The following is a 17,911-nucleotide window of genomic DNA, read 5'->3' on the forward strand; positions in this document are numbered from 1 at the left end:
CATAGATTTGATTTACAAAGCCTTACCACCAATATCATGCCTATAAAAAAGGCCTGTTGTGTCTTGTTTTTTTAGTTGGTCGTAGATTTTTTTCTGCGCAGCTGAGACGGTATCGGCTGTGGTGACCAGCATGTACACTCGGCCGCCATTCGACAGCAGTGCTCTGCTATTTTCCGCAAATTTAGCCCCAGCATAGTAGGTGATGATGTCGCCAGCTGTCTTCTCCGGCAGAGGCTTGCCTTTCTCATAGTCCAGCGGGTAGCCCTCTGAGGCGACAACCACGCCAAGTGTCACCCCCTCATCCAGCCAAGTGATAGCAGGCTCTTTCTTGTCCAAAATGTCCGTGATGTTCTGCGCAAAGTCAGACGTCAGGCGCGGCAGGATAATCTGGGTCTCTGGATCGCCAAAGCGCGAGTTGAACTCGATAACCTTGGGACCATCGGCTGTCAGAATCAGCCCAGCGTAGAGCACGCCAAGATAAGGTCGGCCCTCAGCTATCATGCCTTTGAGAACCGGCTTGATAATCGTCTCAACTGACTGATCCACCACGCTTTGTGGCAGGTGAGGAACTGGCGCATAGGCTCCCATACCGCCTGTATTGGGCCCCTTGTCCCCATCATAGGCCCGCTTGTGATCCTGAGCCGTCGGCAGGATGTAAAACTTGTCCCCATTGACAAAGGCAAAGAGAGAGAACTCCTCACCGTCCAGAAACTCTTCGATGACCACGCGCGCACCGCTGTCGCCGAACTTATTGTCCAAGAGCATATCGTGAGCTGCTTCGACTGCCTGCTCTACGGTCTCCGCTACGACCACGCCCTTTCCCAGAGCCAAGCCGTCTGCCTTGACCACGATAGGCGCTCCCTGCTTTTCGATGTAGGCTTTAGCTTCCTCAAAGTCGGAAAATGTGCCATAGGCTGCTGTCGGAACTCCGTATTTAACCATGATTTCCTTGGCAAAATCCTTGGACCACTCCAGCTCCGCTGCTAAACGAGATGGACCGAAAGCCTTGAGTCCAGCTTGGTTAAAATCATCTACAATTCCAGCTGCCAGGGCATCATCCGGACCGATAAAGGACCAAGCAATATCATTCTCCTTGGCAAATTCAATTAGTTTGGAATGTTCGGAAATTCCAATATTTACTAAATCCAACCCATCCAAGGTCATGCCATCATTTCCAGGTGCGACAAACACCTGCTCCACACCCTGAGACTCCAATAACTTCTTTGCAATCGCATGCTCACGACCGCCCGAACCCACAACTAAAAGCTTCATAGCTAAGATACCTCAATATCAAATATCACAGGCGCTTACGCACCAAGCTAACACACCACGTAAAAATCATTGCCATTTTTACGAATTATTCATCTAAATTATATCATAATCGTTCGTTTTATGCCATTTGAAACGAAAGAAATATGCTATAAGAACCTCTATAATTTCGAAACTTTGATTTTTCCAATAAATTTCCCGAATAATATAAGTGGAGTTTTCCAAAAAAAATATTGTAAAGGAGATGTATGAAAAAATACAAAAATTTCTTACTGCTTTCAGCAACCTTGTTGACCTCACTATCCGCTCCCTTAGCTGCAGCGAATGAACAGTTTAGCCCATCCCAACTAACGGCTATGACCAGCGAAGTTTCCGTTCAGCTTGAAGGACAAACAGCGATTGTTCAGTACCAACCGACCGCTGCGCAAGAAGCTTATACTATCCAACATGCCGTCTGGTCTGAGGAGGGTGGCCAAGACGATATTGTCTGGTATTCAGCTAATCAAAGCACGACCAGGATTGACTTGTCTCAGCACAAGGGCCAGGGCAAATTTCTCATCGAGACTTATCTCAATGTGAATGGTATCAAATATCACTTGAGTAGTAAATCGGTCTTTCTAAACAAGCCGGTTCAACCAGCCGAAAAAACTGTCCCTGAACAGCAAGACAGCACTTCGTCTAACAATGCCACACCTCAAGCACCGGCTGAGCCAAAACCAACTAACCCAGCACCTACTCCAGCTCCGGCTCCAGCGACCAATAGAGTTGAAAATCCTCGGAACTCCTATCCAAAAGTCGAAGAGCGAAACAAATCTCTTCCTCCTCAAAAGGTAGCTGACCCAAAGGCGGCGCCCCCTCAGGCAAAGCCAAACAACAACAAACCTCTGCAAGCTTCAGCTGCTAGAGTACCGGCAGAGCCTGTCAGAGACAGCAAGCCACTCATCAGTATTACCAACATTAATAAAGAAAATGGAACCTATACCGTAAGGGTCCAAGAAAGTCCTTATTCCAAGAAAATTAAAAGTGTGCAGGTGCCTATTTGGAGCACCTCTAATCAAAGCAATCTTAAATGGTATGAGGCTTCAAAGACAGGTAACGGAAGCTTTTCCGTTCAATTCGATATCCGAAATCACCAGCAGATTTACGGCAACTATATCAATCACGTCTATATTACCTATGAAGACGGTAGCCGAGTTGGCTATGTCGCTGAAAATGTCAATCTTCCTCAGCCGGCCCCCCAGCCACTAACTCCGAGTCTGCAAGTGGTTCATAAAGGCCAATCAAACTATCAAGTTATCTTACAAAATAGTTTCGGTGACGGCCATATTCTCTTCCCCATCTGGTCAGATATTAATGGCCAAGACGACCTCCGCTGGTATACGGCTAATTCTCTTGGTAATGGGCGCTATTCGTTAGATTTCAACGCCAATAATCATATCGGTGATGGTCTCTATCATGTCCATGTCTATCGACAATCTGGCGGGAAAGTAACGGGTGTCATGGCCTCTAATTTTCAAGTGACACGTCCAACAGTAGCTGTGAGAAAACCTCTTAACCATGCAACCGACCCAAGTAACACCTACCCTGTTGGTGAATGTACATGGGGTGCCAAGGCTCTCGCTCCTTGGGCAGGAAACTGGTGGGGAAATGGTGGGGACTGGGCAGCCAGTGCTCGCCGAGCAGGATTCCGTGTAGGATCCACACCTCAGGTCGGAGCCATTGCCTGCTGGACTGACGGTGGATACGGACATGTCGGCGTCGTCACGCATGTTGATTCACATAAGCGTATCCAAATTCAGGAATCCAACTACGCTGGACAGCGCTATATCGCTAATTTCCGTGGCTGGTTTGACCCAACCATCGCTCAGGGCACGGTTTCCTATATCTACCCAAATTAACCCTATCATTTAGCACCTCCCTTATTTCGGAGGGCTTTTTTATATTACTGTAAAACATCCAGCGAACTACAAAAAAGGGCTTCTCGCCCTTCTTTTATCACAAACTAAACTACGTTCTTCAACCAAGATTAAAAAACTTCTCCATATAATAGCTGAAATAAGTCTTTTCCCCAGTTACCATGACAAATTTACCTTCCAAGCCATAGCGGAGCTTCTTAGCTTGATCTTTACTAACAGCCATTTCGCATTCTACTTTAAAGAAATTTCCCTGTTTGGTTTGGGTAGCATTAGCATCAATACTGGAAATTTGGGATGTCAAAATCATTTGTTTGTTAGCATCATCAGCAGTGATAAAGCGCACCTTGTCTCCATTTTTAATAGTAGATACATCCTTGGAAGAGACATATGTGACAATTTTGATTTTTCGTTCACTGGTGATTTTAGGATAAATCTGAGCCAAAGCAGTTCCTTCTGCCACCAGAGTAGATCCTTGTACTTCTGGATTTAAGTGAAGCAAGCCATCCATTTCAGCCAAAATCTGACCTCGCTTAGAGACTGTTTCTTGAAGTTTAAGATTGCTCTCGGCTTCCAAGATTTGCTGAGTCAGAGTGGTCAATTCTTGTCCTACCTTGACCAGATACTGGGCTTTCAGTGAAGCCAACTGACTGGATAAATTGCTAGCATAGGCTTGTTGAGCGCCTGCACCAGCATATTGGACACGATAAGTCGCAGCTGTTGCTTCTAATTGAGAGATTTGCCCATCTAATTGAGCTACAATCTGACTTTGAGCTGTTGCCTTATCCTCCGCCAGGCTCAACTGATCACGATAGGACTGGTACAGGGAGTGAAGAGGATGCGATGCATCTATACCTACCCCACTTTGAATGGCATTTTTCAAGTTTCGATGGTCATTTAGTTTGCTATCCACATCACTGATAACACCGCCCAGTTCCGCCTGAGACTGACTGGCCGCTGCATTTTGGGAAGCAATCGTAGCATTTTGCTGATTCACAGAACTAGTCATACTCGCTACTTGATTCTGGTAGTCTTTAAAGCTTTGTTCGTAGCCATAACTATCTGGCTCAGTGAATTGATTACGCCCGCTTTCTAAACTGGAACGCAAAGTTTCTAGTTTGCCCTTTTGATCTTTGAGTAAGTCAAGCTGGCTGGAAAACTTCTGTTCCTGAGCTCCCTCTCCTTCTACTGCATACTGGATTAGCAGGTCCCCTTTTTTGACCTCCTTGTTTTCTGCCAAATGATTCGCAATGATAGCCTGGTTACTAGTCGACTGAATCTGAGCTAGCACTCGGCTAGCTTCTACAGAAGCACGGCTAGAAATTGTAATTTCCTTTTTAGCCAGCATAGAAAAACCAACTAGAAATACTAGTAAAAAAAGACTTGGCACAATTAGACAACTAGCAAAATTATGATAACGTTTCTGATAAAACTCTGCACTTTCTAAAAATTGTTCATTCATATTTTCTCCCTAACTATTGACCAAATGGTGGTAAAAGCCTTCTTTTTCGATCAGCTCCTTATGACTTCCACTCTCAACAATCCTACCTTGATCCAAAACGACCACCTGCTCCGAACGTTCCGCAATAGTCAAACGATGCGCGATAAAAATAATCGTCTTATCAAGCGCCATCAAATTATCAATGATCCGCTTCTCCGTTAGAATATCCAGACTGCTTGTTGCTTCATCTAAGATAAGCACTGGCGCATCTGTCAAGAGAGCCCTCGCTAGAGCAATACGCTGACGTTGACCACCCGAAATTCCTGCACCATCTGCAGACAACTCTGTCTGATAATTGAGGGGCATCCGCTCAATATCCGACCTAATTTCCGCCAGCTCTACCGCCCGCAGAATATCTTCTTGAGTCGTGCCTTCACGCGCACCTAAGAGTAAATTTTCCAAAATAGTTCCATTAAAAACATACGGTTGCTGGGGAAGATAGTTGATATATTGGCGCAGCGCCTGCTTATCCAGCTGATTGAGATTGACTCCTCCCAGACAAATATCCCCTTGATTCGGACCATAAAAATGCACCATCATCTTGGCCAAGGTTGTTTTTCCCGATCCTGATACACCAACAAAGCTTGTCTTACTTCCAGCAGGAATATGCAAGTCAATTTCTGACAATACATTGGCCCCATAGCCATATTTATAGCTGACTCCACGAAAATCGATGTCAGCCTGCAAGTGGCTCAAGTCCTTGATAAGCTTCTCTTCTTCAAATTCAGACTTCACCAAATAAACCTCATTGAGGCGCTCATTAGCCACTCGTGCAGACTGTAACTTCGTTTGCAAATTGATAATATTTTCTAAAGGATTAGTAAAGTAGACTAGAAGTGTATTATAAGTGATGAGCTGACCAAGACTGATTTTTTGATCCATGACAAGTGTGGCTCCTAGCCATAAAATCAAGACGTTTAAAATCAAACGAGCTGCTGCTTTCAAGACTTTTTGTAAACTCTCAGAACGTCCATATGCAAAAGACTTTTTCAGATAAGTCACAAATTCCTTGTCAATCTTCTGATAACGTTGTTTTTCGCTGGTCAAAGACTTGATCGTTTCAATCCCATTGATATCTTCAATAATGGAAGACGACAACAGACTATTTGCTTCCATCGTCTCATGATTCATCTTTTCAAAAGGCTTCATAAAAAGAAAAATAATGAGCGCGTAAACTGGGATTCCTAGCAAGGTCAAAAAGAAAAGACTGCTATTTTGTGAAAAAAGAACAATCGCAATGATCGATACAATCGACACATCCAAGAAAATAGACAAGATTGTACTGGCCAAGGCATCAATAATCCGATTGGCATCCGTAAAACGAGAAACAATTTCCCCTGTCCGCCTTGTCGCGAAAAATGACATAGGTAGCTGAAAAACGTGCTTGATATAGGATAAGATCACATCAATTGATAGACGTTGCCCCAAAACCAAGAGTAAATATTCTTGGGCATAAGACAAGAATTGCTGCAAAATGTAGACAATAATCAAGCCGATAGAAATCATAGCCAGCGTCGTTTTCATATGATCAGGCACATAAGTATCAATAATCGATTGAAGGTAGTAGGATCCAACAATATTGATCAACGTTACCAGCAAAGTTGCAAGTACAATATTAGCAATCAATCCCTTCTGCTTAATCAATAAGGGAATGAAGTCTAAAAGTCCATTTTTCTTTTCCTGACTAGGTTTATAGGCTGGACTAGGAGCTAGGAAAATGGTAATCCCTGTCCACTCCTGTTCGAAACGCTCTCGCGAAATCTTTGTCATCTTAACTTGAGGATCTGGGTCTGCAATATGAATCGTGTGTTTATCTTGGCCCGTCACAACATAATAATGCAGGAGCTTCCCTTCCTTAAGTACATGAACGATGAAAGGATAAGATACATCTTCCAGATCAAAGATTCCCATATCAGCTTTAAAAGCCCTTGTCTCAAAATTTAAGCCCTCAGCAACTTTCACCAAACCCAAAGCAGTTGTGCCATCATTAGTCGTTTTTGCCTTTTCTCGTAGTGTAGCCAAGGAAAAATACGATCCATAATAACCAAAAACCATAGCCAGAGCTGCCACACCGCAATCCCTAGTATCAACTTGCGCTCTGTAATGCCGTTTCCTAAATTTCATAAAAACCTTTTCTCCATATGCATTTATACTTGATGAATTTATGATAATAAAAAAACCTACCTGAATGATAGTCTATTGGCGACTTGCTAAACTTTTTTTCTCAGATGTTCCTCATTTTTAATTGCTCTTTTTTAAAATGTCATGAACTTTTTGTCAGATGACAGCTGGCTTTCTCACTAGATTCCTACAAACCACTCCGGATCGACTCAACTCCAAACACATTTATCAGCAAACAGAAATCCTTCTTAAATAGCCATCTCTCAAAAGAGAAGACAAAAAAGCAGTCACATTCTATGAGACTGCATTAAAAAGTTTATAACTGAACAAATAACTGAACAAACCCAGAAATCAAGGATTTAAGACAAAACAAAAAGCCCACTGTAGTAGGCTTTTCGTAAGATATATCTTAAAATTAAAGCATTTTGTTGTAGAATTCAACGACAAGCGCTTCGTTGATTTCTGGGTTGATTTCGTCGCGTTCTGGCAAGCGAGTCAATGAACCTTCTAATTTTTCAGCATCGAAAGATACGAATGCTGGACGTCCAAGAGTTGCTTCAACAGCTTCAAGGATTGCAGGCACTTTCAATGATTTTTCACGAACTGAGATCACTTGACCTGGAGTTACGCGGTATGATGGGATATCAACGCGTTTGCCGTCAACAAGGATGTGACCGTGGTTTACGAATTGACGTGCTTGACGACGAGTAGTCGCAAGGCCAAGACGGTAAACAACGTTATCCAAACGACGTTCCAAAAGAAGCATGAAGTTGAAACCAAGGATTCCTTCTTTGATCTTAGTAGCTTGAACGAACAAGTTACGGAATTGTTTTTCACCTACACCGTAAGTGAAACGAAGTTTTTGTTTTTCAGCCAATTGCAAACCGTATTCTGACAATTTAGAACGGTTGTTTGGTCCGTGTTGTCCTGGTACGTAGTTACGACGTGCCAATTCTTTACCTGTACCTGTAAGTGAAAGGCCAAGGCGACGAGCTTGTTTCCAAGATGGTCCTGTATAACGTGACATGTGTATGTCCTCCTGATATAAATAATATTTCGGTGGAAATAGTCACTTAGAAAGCCCTGATTCGTGCAGATGCCCTTCGCCTAAACAGCCAAGGTTACTTGTCATAAGACACCTGTTGACGAGCTTCATGCTTTCCTGCTGCTATTTCACACAAAGGCTATTGTACCATGAATAAAGTCAAAAGTAAAGGGCCTCATACAAAAAATCAAGCCAAAAGGCTTGATTGAGGTTGTTTCTTGAAAGTAAAGGGATTCAGGCAGCTACTTCACACTCCCAAAATCTTCAAAATCTCCTGCTTGTATCGCAGCTTCTGCAGTTCTTTATCCTCGCTGTCTGACCAGATAAGCTGGAGATTCGCAACGATTTGCCCTGGACGATTTTTCAGAATATAGATATGATCACTGAGAGCCAGAGCCTCCTCAATGCTATGCGTGATGAGAAGAGTCGTCAGACCCAGCCTACGATGAATGTCCAGATACCAAGCGTGCAGCTCCATCTTGGTCAGCTCATCCAAAGCACTAAAAGCCTCGTCTAGAAGAAATAGCTTGTGGCCGAACATATAGGTCCGCAGCAGAGCCACGCGCTGCCGCATCCCCCCACTCAGCTCATGTGGATACTTGTCTGCCACATCAAAGAGCCCGAACTCCTTCAAAATCTGAGTTGCCTGCTCCGTCGCTTCCTTTTTGGATACTTTTCGGATTAAGAGGGGCAAGATGACATTACCCAGCACCGTCTTATGCTCCAGCAACAAGTCCTTCTGTAGCATATAACTCACCTGACCCTTAGGATTTTCCTGCCCATCTAGGACAATCTTGCCCGACTGGACCTCCAAAATCCCAGCAATGAGGTTAAAAAGAGTCGATTTCCCAACGCCACTAGGACCCAAGATTGCCACTACTTGGCCAGCTTCCACCTCTAGGTTGATATCTTTTAAAATTTGCTGTTCATCATAAGCATAGCTTACATTTTCAAGTTTAATTACTGTCATTATTTTATATAATCGTTGCTAAATCCCTTGTCACTCAAGTCATTTTTTACAAGACCCTTATCCTTGGCCCATTTGTAAAAGGCATTCCAACGGCTAGCCTCAAACTGACCCCACTTGCTCTTATCTGACGCATATTGCTCAGACAAATATTTTTGAGAAGCCAAAACAAAGTCACGTTTGTTTTTCAATTCTGGTGCATTTTTGATTAAAATGTCTGCTGCTTCTTCAGGGTGCTCCATAGCATATTGGTAGCCTTTTTTAATAGCTTGCAAGACTTTTTTTGCCTCGTCCGGATTCTTCTTCAGATAGTCATTATTAGCAATGATGACAGGAGAATAATAGTCAAACTCCTTGACATAGTCCTTCATATAAAAGAAATTAGTGTCCATGCCCTGAGACTGTGCCATGATGCCATCCCAGCCGTGGTAAATCCAGGCTGCGTCAAACAAGCCATTTTCAATTGGTGTGATAGAGTTAGAATCATTATTCGGAACCTTCTCTACATCATCAAACTTGCTACCTTGGCTTTCTACCAATGTCTTCAGCATGCCCAACTCCACAGGGTCATTCCAGGTGCCATATTTCTTCCCAGCCAGATCCTTGGGCCCATTAATCCCTGCAGATTTCTTAGAAATGATACCTGAAGTATTGTGTTCTACAATAGCCGCAACAGCTGTGATTTCTGCGCCCTTATCCAGTTTTTTAGCCATAGAATCCTGGAAGTAAATTCCAAAAGGAGCTTTGCCATTAATAATCAGGTCAGAAGTGCTATCTTCTGGTGGCAACTTAATATCAACATCCACACCTGCTTCCTTGAAATAGCCCTTTTCCTTAGCCACATAAAGTCCTGTATGATTGGTATTGGGTGACCAATCCAGAATAAAATCAATCTTTTTGTCCTTGCTCTCAGACGTAGCTTTCGACTGACCGCAGGCCGCTAGACCAAAGAGTGATACTGCAGCCAAACCTGCAAGGAACAATTTACAACTTTTTTTCATCATAATCCTCTTTTCTTTTTTTGAAAATAGCAGAGCTAAGCCCCTATTTCCACTTGATGACAAATTTTTCACTAATAGCCACCAGCTTCATACCCAGAAGACTGATAACTGATACTAAAACGATAATGGCAAACATGGTATCGTACTGGAAAAGCTTCTTAGACTGGATCATATAGACACCCAGACCTTCAAAACCACCCAGCCATTCGGAGACCACAGTCGTGATAAAGGCATAAGAAACACTGACGCGCAAGCCCGCATAGAAATAGGGCAGACTAGCTGGAATCTTAAAATGCCATAGAATCTGCCAGCGATTGGCCTGCATGAGTTTAAAGAGAGTCAAGGTATCTCTGTCACAATGCCGAAAACCATCCAGAATACTGACGATAATTGGGAAAGTTGTCGTCAGAATAATGAGCACAATCTTGGGCAAAATTCCATAACCCAGCCAGAGAACCAGAATTGGTGCTAACGCAATGGTCGGAATCGTCTGTACCACGACCATCATAGGATAAATCAGATCATTGAGCCAGCTCAGACTATCCATGAGCACTGCCAGCAAGCAAGCTATAATAACTCCTAGCAGCAAACCCAACAAAGCGACTTTTAAAGTAGCCCAACTGTGTACAGCCAACAGTTCTGCATCCCTAACAAAAGCCTGACATATTTCCAGAGGTGTTGGCAGAATAAACTTAGGCAAGAGCTTAAGCCAGCCCATGACCTGCCAAATAGCAAGCACACCTACCATCCCTAAAAGACTAATCTGCTGGCGCAGAATATTTTTCAAGTTTCTCATCAATAGACAAAATCTCTCCATAATTTATCTTCACATTTGCAAATACATTATCTGCTTGACTGCCAGCCAATTCTATTGCCTTTCCCAATATAGGAAACAAATCTTCCCATTCTCCTTCTAAAACTGTTTCAAAAGGAGTTACCAACTGCCTCACGGGCTGTTTCTGCAGATACTCAATCACATCTTCAATGACTGCCAACCGTCCTTTATCAGTTGACAAGGGCAGAATTTGCAAAGCAATGCTCGCTTTCATCTCTTCACCTCCCTGCATTCAAACTCTATCTGAGAATGATGCATACAGATACGATTCCATTTGCTAACCAGACCGTTCTTTCCCTAATGAAAGAGATCGCAAGCTCTCTTTATAAAAACCTTGCACTTCATACAAAAACACCTTCTCCAATATGGAAAAGGTGTAGCATGCATCAGTATCCTAAAGATAGGCGAATCGCTCGCCACTTTTAGTAAAACCACAAGGTTTTTACAAATACTTTTTCCCTACGCTGGCATTACCCAGATCAGGTGCGGTCGAAGTTTACACTTCCTCTCAGACTGTACACAGACTCCCATATATGTATATTATGATAGCGCAATCACGACTCTATGTCAAGATTTGTGCTTAAGCCCACTGAACCAAACATCCCCTTAGAAAGTAATAAACAATCCAGCGCCTCAATATTTTCCAATTCGCTCTTAGCTAGTATTGTCTCAAAGTCCATTTCCCTTGCCGTATCCAAATTGACCTGAATATCATCCATAAAGACCGACTCTTCTGGTTTAAGATTATATTTCTCAAGGAGTTCCTGGTATATTTTTTTGTAAGGTTTTACTACTTTAACTTCTGAAGAGAGAATATAACCTGACAAAAGAGGAAAAATTGGCAATAATCCTGCCTGTTCAATCCTATAAAATATCTCACAGGTTGTTGATAAAATGTAAATATGATAGCCTAACTTTGACCATTGCTCTATTTTTTCTTGCAAATTTTGGTAGACATCCACAGCCTCATACCAGTGAAAAAATATTTTTTCAACTACAGCTTCAAAAGATGGATCTAGATTCTGTTGAGCTAATTTGCAAGCTTCCGCCAAAGACAAGGACCCCCAATCCGTTTGGTGCCATAGGTGTGAATCAAAAATCGCTTCTCTCAGGGATTGTCGTCGCATTTCATCCGCTTCAAAATGCCTGAATATCTTATCTGGATTCCACTCAATCAAAACATTTCCTAAATCAAAAACCAAATTTTTAATCATAGTGTCCACCTCTGCTTTCATTATAACATGTTTAAAAAATATAAAAAAGGCGAAAACAAATTCCGCCTCTTTAATAGCCTATCTAGTAGGAGTATATGTTAATTCTGAACCATGTTTCGCAAGGAAATCACTCATTTCAGAATCTGGAATCTGACGTAGGTAGAGGTTAGAACGAATTGTCTCATCCTCTTCACGACAGGTTGATAGCACAAGATATTTGTCGCTTGCTTTTACCTTGATGTCCTTGTTTTTAGTTCTAGATGCTTCATAAATACTGTTTAGCTGATCTGTAAAGTCCTTATCTCCATCGAAGCTAGTCCGATAGAAAGCAGTCTCCTCTGGTACAATAACCAAGCCCATTGCTTCATAGTAGAACTTACGCTCAGGTGTTTCAACAACAACATACTTGTGCTGATCGAAAAATTCCTGATTATCATAGAAGTTGACATCGTTAAACATACGATTGTCCGCTACTTTGCTTCCACGAGCATGACCAAAAAGCCAAGTCAAGCGATCACTAAAGTCCTTCTTGTTATCTGTGTCCATAAAGACTGTTCCCATGTAAGGCTCATTCCCGCCTTCAAAGGTTTTATCAAGATAAGTAGAATTATCTTTCGTCTGTACAACAGGTTCATCTAATTTTGTACCTGGAGCATAAACATAAGCAATAGCTTCACTATTAATAGCCTTTAAATCTGCAAAGCGCTTCGCTAAATACTCTTTTTCTTCCTTGCTTGGTTGATAAGTATTCTTTGTAGAGCTTTTTGTTACTTGACTAGTAGAAGCAGTCGTATTCGACTTAGGCGCTGACTTAAATGGATTAAAAATCAGCATTGCAGTTGCAACAGCAACAACAATGATACCTAATAAAGCACCAAATAGTTTTAAATTCTTATTTGGAGCCTTCTTAGTTTGTCTTTTAGCATTTTGACTCATAATATTTAAGTATTCCCCATTTTTTTCTAAGAAAATATCACTGAACCAATGGCCCAGTGATATTGTTTACATCAGTATCAATAAAGAATTATTTAACTGCTGAAGTTTTTGGAAGTGCTTTACCTGCAGCTTTACCTGCGTTTTTAGCAGCAGCTTCTGATTTTTTAGCTTCTTCTTTAGAAGCAGGAGTAGTAGCTCCTTTGTCTTCTGCAGCTGGGTTTTGGTTGTTAGCTGCACCAACACGTTTCAAGTAACGAGCGTTAGCTTGTTCAGGAGTTTCACCTTGGATGTATGTTTTGCCTTCTTGTTCTGTAGCGTTGTTGTATGTAGCTTGGAATTGTTGTACATATTTGTTACGTACAGCGTTGAAAGCGTTGTTGAATGCTGCTTCATAAGCTGCTTTAACTTCACCATAATTGTGGCTTCCACCTTCAACTGCATCAAGAGCAGCTTTAGCAGCTACTACTGCTGGATCTGCAGCAGCTTCTGCACGGATTTCACCATCATGTTGAGCCAAGTATTCGTTTACTTTATCAGCATTTGTGAATTGAGTTTGAAGGTAGTATGCGCCGTCGTTTTTACGAGCTGCATCAGTAGCTTCATCAGCAGAGAAAACTGGTGCTGCAGCTGCAAATAATGTAAGTGCTACCACGCTTGACAATAAAACTTTTTTCATCGTTTTATCTCCTTTTTCTTTTTAAAAAAATTATTCGTAACTCGGAGTTACTACCTATATTATATATATTTGCCCTATTTTTGTCAATAGTTTTTTTTATTATTTTGAAATTCATCATATGGTAGAAATGGCTTCGTTTCAATAAAAAATCCCCCTTATCTTGTGGTCAGGGGGAAGCATTTCAGAAATGTGTAATATTGTAACACTTTTATAATATTAATTTTTGCCAATTTCAAACAAAGGAGAAAGAGGACGTTTTTCATGGATACGAATTATTGCTTCTGAAAGAAGATCAGCAATAGAAATCTGCTCAATCTTATCAATTAAACGTTCTTGCGGAAGATAAATTGTATCCAGAACAACTAATTTCTTGATAGCAGATTTCTGAATATTTTCCATTGCAGGACCAGATAGAACTGGGTGAGTGCAACTAGCATAAACATCAACTGCACCTGCTTCAGCTAAAGCATCTGCTGCGTGACAGATGGTTCCTGCAGTATCAATCATATCATCGATCAAAATACAAGTTTTTCCCTTAACGTTACCAATAATATTCATGACCTCACTAGTGTTCATCTTATCTACACTACGACGTTTGTCAATAATAGCAATCGGTGTTTTTAGAAATTCCGCTAATTTTCTAGCACGTGAGACACCACCATGGTCAGGACTCACTACAACATAATCACTTCCAATCATTCCACGACGTTCAAAGTAATTAGCAATGAGAGGCGCACCCATTAAATGATCGACTGGAATGTCAAAGAAACCTTGAATCTGTGAAGCATGTAAATCAATTGTCAGCAAACGATCAACACCAGCAATTTCTAGCATATTTGCTACTAATTTTGAAGTAATTGGTTCACGAGCACGGGCCTTACGGTCTTGTCTAGCATAACCATAGTAAGGCATAACCACATTGATAGATTCTGCACTTGCTCGTTTAAGTGCATCCACCATAATCAAAATCTCCATCAAATTATCGTTAACAGGTGAACTCGTTGACTGCAAAATAAAAACATGCTTGCCTCGAATTGATTCTTCAATATTGACTTGAATCTCCCCATCCGAAAACTGACGTACCGTCGACTTTCCAAGCTCCATTCCTATCCCTTTGGCTACCCGCTTGGCCAACTCTTGGTTAGAAGAAAGAGCAAAGAGCTTTAAATCAGAAAATGACATGTTTGCCTCCGAAAATTTATTCCATTTACATTTTAACCCTTTTTAAGGAATATTTCAATTTTGAATAAAGCGTTTTACAAAAAATATTTGAATAGTCTTACAAATACTTAATCTTATGCTAAATATAAAAAGGTTGGAAATTCCAACCTTCTAAATTTATTAATTTGGATAAATGTAACTTACTGTACCTTGTGCAGTTGTTGGGTCAAACCAACCACGGTAGTTACCAATTGATTGTTGACCAAGATAGTTAGCTTCTGATACTTGAATGCTAGTTGAAGACTGAACTGCTGTTACTACAGCCACGTGTCCATAACCACCATCAGTCCAACATGCGATCGCTCCAACTTGTGGTTGAGAACCTACACGGAAGCCTGCCGCTGCTGCACTTGCTGCCCATTGACCACCATTACCCCAGTAATTACCAGCCCAAGGTGCCAATGTTTTAGCTCCCCAAGTACACTGACCAACAGGGTAAGTAGAAGCGTCTGAAGAATAAGATACATTAGACACCGTCGCTGCTGGTGCAGGTGCTGCTGCTGCAGGAGTACCTCCAGAAACAGCTTGTATTTGTGCTGAGAGGTTTGTATTACCAGATGCTTGAATTGCTTGAAGTTGAGAAGCTTGTTGTGAACGGTAAGCAGCTTCAGCTGCTGCCGCTGCTTCAGCTGCTTTTTGTGCTGCTGCTTTTTGTTCTAAAAGAGAATTTTTCTCACCTTCGGCACTTGCCTTTTCAGCTGCAAGATTGATTTGTGCAACCTTCAATTCTGCTTCTTTAGTTGCCAACGCTTGAGCATCATCAGCCAAGGTTTGTTGGTTCGCAATAACTGTATTGATTGCTTCGTTATTAGCAATTTGTTTTTCAGTAATCGCTTCTTTATCCGCTTTTTGTTGTTCCAACATTTTATTGTTAGCGGAAATGATTTCATTCATAGCTGTCACACGTGAAATTGCTTCAGTGATAGAGCTTGAGTTAACAATCGTATTAATATAGCTTGTCACAGTTCCATTTGTTTGAGCGCTACGAGCTTGGTTTGCCAATGACTCATTACGTGCTACAATATTTTTTGACAATTCATCAATTTCAGCTGAAAGTTTTTCAGATTCTGCTGTTAACTTTTCATTTTCAGCTTGAAGCTTTTCTTGTTGTGATTTAATTGCTGATACTTGACTTTGAATTTGATCAACTTGAGCTTGTGCAGCTTGTTGTTGAGCATTTAAGCTATTAATTTTATTGTTCTGTGCAGCGATCTTGTCATCTGTTGTATCGGCATGCACATTCACTAGACTAGCACCTTGTGTAAGAACCAAAGCACTCAATAACATCGAAGTGATAATTTTTTTCTTCATAAATAATTCTACTCCTATCCAATAAGACAATAATAAGTATAACAGAAAAAGACGTAGAATATGTTACGCCTTTATTACATTTTTATTTCTTCTTTTTTATCATAAATAAACTTTTTCCAAAACCGGTTGCAAAAGTAGTAAAAGCAGGGAATTAAGCACCATTGTCGGAGCCAAACTATAGACAATAAAACTACTTATTTCCATACTAGTTAAAGAAACTAGATTGGCTAATAAAAAAGAAACAAATTCAAACAAGAATACTAGTATTAAAACGGACAAGAATCGAGTGATTTTATTGCCCATCATGATTGTATTATATTTATTGACTAATACACTCAACAGGGGAAGTAATAATGTGGCAATTCCAATTACATGAAAATAGTAAGCATCATAAAGAATACCTATCACTAAGAATATTGTAAATGCTGTTACATCAGACACTTCTACTGAAATAAATAGCAGAAAGATCAACACCAAATGGCAAACTAAATGGAATTTTATAGGTAAAAAGGAAGCAATTAAGGTTGAAATATGGCCATCTAATAACATTAAAAAAAGCAATAACAACGGTATTCCCACATATTGTTTAAAAAGTCGCATATCAATTCCCCACCAAAGTTACCACACGAATGTCAGAAAAATCAGCACTTGGTTTAATATATACTTCTTTTGTCAAATAGTCACTACTTGAAGCTACAGAAGATACTTTCCCAACAGAAATATTTGCAACGGGATAAGATCCTAAGCCACTTGTAACAACTTTTGATCCCTCTTTAATCTCATCAGAAGTATTCAGCTGACTAACAATAAAGGCTGACTTTTTTTCACTATACCCTACAATAATACCATAAATAGTTTTTGAGCCGCTTTGTATTCTAACAGATATATTTTCGCTATTCTTTTTATTCGTTAATAGACTAATTCTACTAGAATGTTCATTCACTTGATCAACACTCCCAATCAAGCCACCATCGCCAACAACAAGCATGGTTGAAGCTACTTTATTTTCTGATCCTACATTAACTGTCAACTCATTAGACCATGAAGCAGGAGTGCGAGCAATAACATCAGCAGATAGTTTCACATCACTATTAATAGAATTCTTCATATCCAGCATTTCTCGAAGTTGGGCATTTTCTTCTTTTAAATCAGAAACCTCATTTGACGCTGAATCAATTTCATTTAAAGTAGCTTTTAACTCTTCATTCTCATGATAAGTATTAACCAAATGTTCCAAATCACTTTTCACATCAGTAAGTAAGTGGAATGGCTTTGACAAAACATTATCAACAAGGCTTAAAGCATTTGATGTCCCATTTACAAACCAAGTAGAATAAGTAGAAAGTAACAAAGCTGAAGCAGTTAAAATTAAAACAATGATCATTACAATTAATCTTGATTTTTTAAATTTTTTCATCTCAATACCTACAAAATCACAACAAAATACAAGAAAAGGAGATAGCAAATGCTAAACTCCCTATTGACGGAGAATGGGGGATTCGAACCCCCGCGCCAGTTACCCGACCTAACGATTTAGCAAACCGTCCTCTTCAGCCTCTTGAGTAATTCTCCAACTATAAAATGGGCACGAGTGGACTCGAACCACCGACCTCACGCTTATCAGGCGTGCGCTCTAACCACCTGAGCTACGCGCCCAAGTTATAAAAACTTGGTATGAACCTTTCGTTCAAAGCGGGTGACGAGAATCGAACTCGCGACAACAGCTTGGAAGGCTGTAGTTTTACCACTAAACTACACCCGCTTATTCAAAAATATGGCGCGAGACGGAATCGAACCGCCGACACATGGAGCTTCAATCCATTGCTCTACCAACTGAGCTACCGAGCCTTATTGCGGGAGCAGGATTTGAACCTACGACCTTCGGGTTATGAGCCCGACGA

At 41.0% G+C, this 17,911-nt stretch carries 16 protein-coding genes, 4 tRNA genes and 1 riboswitch; of the genes, 1 reads left to right on the plus strand and 19 read right to left on the minus strand.

What is annotated here, in order from left to right; genetic code table 11:
• Positions 1 to 12: 12 nt before the first annotated feature.
• Entirely contained in the window at positions 13 to 1,272 is a 1,260-nt protein-coding gene (gene purD / locus PCY09_RS09620) for a phosphoribosylamine--glycine ligase (protein ID WP_061602334.1), read from the minus strand.
• 245 nt (positions 1,273 to 1,517) lie between these two features.
• Here purD and PCY09_RS09625 point away from each other — a divergent pair, with 245 nt between their 5' ends.
• Complete coding sequence (locus tag PCY09_RS09625; RefSeq protein ID WP_061602335.1) at positions 1,518 to 3,167, plus strand: GBS Bsp-like repeat-containing protein; 1,650 nt, start codon at positions 1,518 to 1,520, stop codon at positions 3,165 to 3,167.
• Positions 3,168 to 3,285: 118 nt separating this feature from the next.
• On the opposite strand, the gene comB is transcribed toward PCY09_RS09625, so the two are convergent.
• The 18 genes from comB to PCY09_RS09715 form a co-directional block, all read right to left on the minus strand.
• A complete protein-coding gene (gene comB, locus PCY09_RS09630; RefSeq protein WP_046164564.1) occupies positions 3,286 to 4,644 on the minus strand; it encodes a competence pheromone export protein ComB in 1,359 nt (452 codons plus the stop codon).
• A gap of 9 nt (positions 4,645 to 4,653) precedes the next feature.
• Positions 4,654 to 6,807: a peptide cleavage/export ABC transporter ComA gene (comA, locus tag PCY09_RS09635; RefSeq protein ID WP_227250369.1), complete on the minus strand. Its 2,154-nt coding sequence runs from the start codon at positions 6,805 to 6,807 to the stop codon at positions 4,654 to 4,656.
• Positions 6,808 to 7,219: 412 nt separating this feature from the next.
• Positions 7,220 to 7,831 (minus strand): 30S ribosomal protein S4, encoded by a 612-nt coding sequence (gene rpsD / locus PCY09_RS09640; protein WP_008810013.1) that lies wholly within the window; start codon positions 7,829 to 7,831, stop codon positions 7,220 to 7,222.
• Positions 7,832 to 8,096: 265 nt separating this feature from the next.
• Positions 8,097 to 8,819 carry an ABC transporter ATP-binding protein gene (locus tag PCY09_RS09645; RefSeq protein WP_125397314.1) on the minus strand — a complete coding sequence of 241 codons (723 nt, stop codon included), beginning with the start codon at positions 8,817 to 8,819 and terminating at the stop codon, positions 8,097 to 8,099.
• Entirely contained in the window at positions 8,819 to 9,820 is a 1,002-nt protein-coding gene (locus PCY09_RS09650; protein ID WP_125366499.1) for an ABC transporter substrate-binding protein, read from the minus strand. Before PCY09_RS09650 ends, PCY09_RS09645 begins: the two co-directional genes overlap by 1 nt.
• Positions 9,821 to 9,860: 40 nt before the next feature.
• Positions 9,861 to 10,613: an ABC transporter permease gene (locus tag PCY09_RS09655; protein WP_125392722.1), complete on the minus strand. Its 753-nt coding sequence runs from the start codon at positions 10,611 to 10,613 to the stop codon at positions 9,861 to 9,863.
• The gene (locus tag PCY09_RS09660; protein WP_045504760.1) at positions 10,576 to 10,866 is read right to left on the minus strand and encodes a thiamine-binding protein; all 291 of its coding nucleotides are present in this window, start codon (positions 10,864 to 10,866) and stop codon (positions 10,576 to 10,578) included. Before PCY09_RS09660 ends, PCY09_RS09655 begins: the two co-directional genes overlap by 38 nt.
• Before the next feature lie 225 nt (positions 10,867 to 11,091).
• Positions 11,092 to 11,193: riboswitch (TPP riboswitch) on the minus strand.
• Positions 11,194 to 11,206: 13 nt separating this feature from the next.
• Positions 11,207 to 11,866, minus strand: coding sequence for an HAD family phosphatase (locus PCY09_RS09665; RefSeq protein WP_125397315.1), 660 nt, complete (start codon positions 11,864 to 11,866; stop codon positions 11,207 to 11,209).
• Between the two features lie 78 nt (positions 11,867 to 11,944).
• Positions 11,945 to 12,802 carry a class B sortase, LPKTxAVK-specific gene (srtB, locus tag PCY09_RS09670; RefSeq protein WP_125397316.1) on the minus strand — a complete coding sequence of 286 codons (858 nt, stop codon included), beginning with the start codon at positions 12,800 to 12,802 and terminating at the stop codon, positions 11,945 to 11,947.
• An 88-nt stretch (positions 12,803 to 12,890) separates the two neighbouring features.
• On the minus strand, positions 12,891 to 13,478 hold the full coding sequence (gene abpA, locus PCY09_RS09675; RefSeq protein WP_045504766.1) for an amylase-binding adhesin AbpA: 588 nt from the start codon (positions 13,476 to 13,478) through the stop codon (positions 12,891 to 12,893).
• Between the two features lie 216 nt (positions 13,479 to 13,694).
• Positions 13,695 to 14,660 carry a ribose-phosphate diphosphokinase gene (locus PCY09_RS09680; RefSeq protein ID WP_008810021.1) on the minus strand — a complete coding sequence of 322 codons (966 nt, stop codon included), beginning with the start codon at positions 14,658 to 14,660 and terminating at the stop codon, positions 13,695 to 13,697.
• A gap of 159 nt (positions 14,661 to 14,819) precedes the next feature.
• Positions 14,820 to 16,010, minus strand: coding sequence for a peptidoglycan hydrolase PcsB (gene pcsB, locus PCY09_RS09685; protein WP_125397317.1), 1,191 nt, complete (start codon positions 16,008 to 16,010; stop codon positions 14,820 to 14,822).
• 99 nt (positions 16,011 to 16,109) lie between these two features.
• Positions 16,110 to 16,610, minus strand: coding sequence for a rod shape-determining protein MreD (gene mreD / locus PCY09_RS09690; protein ID WP_125397318.1), 501 nt, complete (start codon positions 16,608 to 16,610; stop codon positions 16,110 to 16,112).
• A 1-nt stretch (position 16,611) separates the two neighbouring features.
• Positions 16,612 to 17,427 carry a rod shape-determining protein MreC gene (mreC, locus tag PCY09_RS09695; protein WP_125397319.1) on the minus strand — a complete coding sequence of 272 codons (816 nt, stop codon included), beginning with the start codon at positions 17,425 to 17,427 and terminating at the stop codon, positions 16,612 to 16,614.
• Between the two features lie 67 nt (positions 17,428 to 17,494).
• A tRNA-Ser gene (locus tag PCY09_RS09700) sits at positions 17,495 to 17,582 on the minus strand.
• A gap of 10 nt (positions 17,583 to 17,592) precedes the next feature.
• A tRNA-Ile gene (locus tag PCY09_RS09705) sits at positions 17,593 to 17,666 on the minus strand.
• A 35-nt stretch (positions 17,667 to 17,701) separates the two neighbouring features.
• Positions 17,702 to 17,772, minus strand: a tRNA-Gly gene (locus tag PCY09_RS09710).
• Positions 17,773 to 17,785: 13 nt separating this feature from the next.
• A tRNA-Phe gene (locus tag PCY09_RS09715) sits at positions 17,786 to 17,858 on the minus strand.
• Positions 17,859 to 17,911 lie beyond the last annotated feature (53 nt).

It is taken from the genome of Streptococcus sp. SG2 (assembly GCF_030439925.1).
GTDB lineage: Bacteria > Bacillota > Bacilli > Lactobacillales > Streptococcaceae > Streptococcus > Streptococcus gordonii.